The sequence below is a fragment of the Mesorhizobium sp. M0106 genome (genome assembly GCF_040322715.1).
In the GTDB taxonomy this organism is placed as follows: Bacteria; Pseudomonadota; Alphaproteobacteria; order Rhizobiales; family Rhizobiaceae; genus Mesorhizobium.
In genome coordinates this window covers 1-1,205 of record NZ_JAMYUA010000123.1, presented here as the reverse complement: position 1 = coordinate 1,205, position 1,205 = coordinate 1, and the positions used below count along the sequence as shown (strand labels likewise).

Annotated in this window: 1 protein-coding gene; it reads left to right on the top strand. The window is 64.7% G+C overall.

Annotated features, from left to right (window positions below; genetic code table 11):
- Positions 1-66 precede the first annotated feature (66 nt).
- The gene (locus NKJ55_RS35370) at positions 67-1,197 is read left to right on the top strand and encodes an IS481 family transposase (RefSeq protein WP_352453921.1); all 1,131 of its coding nucleotides are present in this window, start codon (positions 67-69) and stop codon (positions 1,195-1,197) included.
- The last annotated feature ends 8 nt before the right edge of the window (positions 1,198-1,205 follow it).

Below are 1,205 nucleotides of genomic sequence, written 5' to 3'. Positions count from 1 at the left end.
GACATCGCGAACAGATGTGCGAGGACATCGCGAACAGTTTTGCGCTTTTGCGCGAGGGGGTTCGGGATGCCATTCGAGGACAGAAGCGTGATGAAGCAGAAGCTGGAGTTTGTGAGGCTGGCGTCGGCGAAAGGAGCGAATATAAGCGTGCTGTGCCAGCGCTTCGGTATCGGCCGGACCTGTGGCCACAAGCTGCTTTCGCGCTATCGGATCGAGGGGGAGGCTGGGCTGGTCGAACAGTCGCGGCGGCCACGATCGAGCCCGGCGCGCAGCGCGCCGGAGGTGGAAGCGGCGGCCCTTGCGGTGCGTATGGCGCATCCGGCTTGGGGTGGACGCAAGATCGCGCGTGTGCTTGCCCGCGAGGGTATCGGCACGCCGGCGGCCTCGACGGTAACCGGCATCCTGCGTCGCAACGGCATTGAGTTGGGAACGTCGGGCGGTGGAGCGCAGCCCTTCATCCGCTTCGAGCATGCCGCCCCCAACGATCTGTGGCAGATGGACTTCAAGGGTCACGTCGCCTTGCGTTGCGGCCGCCTGCATCCGCTCACCGTGCTTGATGACCATTCGCGCTTCTCGGTCGCGCTGTCGGCCTGCGCCGACCAGACCACCGCAACCGTAAAAGCCCGGCTGGTCGCCGCCTTCCGCCGCTATGGCTTGCCGTGGCGCATCGCCACCGATAATGGCCCGCCCTGGGGCGATGGCGGCCGCAACGACTTCACGCTGCTCACCGTCTGGCTGATCGAAACCGGCATCGCCGTCAGCCACTCCAGGCCTTGCCATCCCCAGACCCTCGGCAAGGACGAGCGCTTCCATCGCTCGCTCAAGGCCGAGGCGCTGCAGGGACCGCCCTTCGCCGATCTCGCCAAGGCCCAGGACGCATTCGACCAGTGGCGCCATGTCTACAACGCCCAGCGTCCCCACGATGCGCTGGACGGCGGCGTGCCGCTCGATCGCTACTGGGCATCGCTGCGCCCTTATCGCGAAACGGTCGAGCCGTTCGAATACGCCAAGGGCGATCTCATCCGCCGCGTACAGCAGCATGGCTTCGTCTCCATTCTTGGCCGCACCATGCGTTTGTGCAGGGCCTTCACAGGAAAATCCGTCGCCTTCAGGCCCACCGCCACAGACGGTGTCTTCGACGCCTGGTTCAGACATCAGAAAATAGAAACCATCGACCTCAATGTCCTGGCGCGATAGCATGCAAA

Coding starts and splice junctions, on each gene's coding strand:
- NKJ55_RS35370 (WP_352453921.1), top strand. CDS start 67: ATGCCATTCGAGGACAGAAGCGTGATGAAGCAGAAGCTGGAGTTTGTG.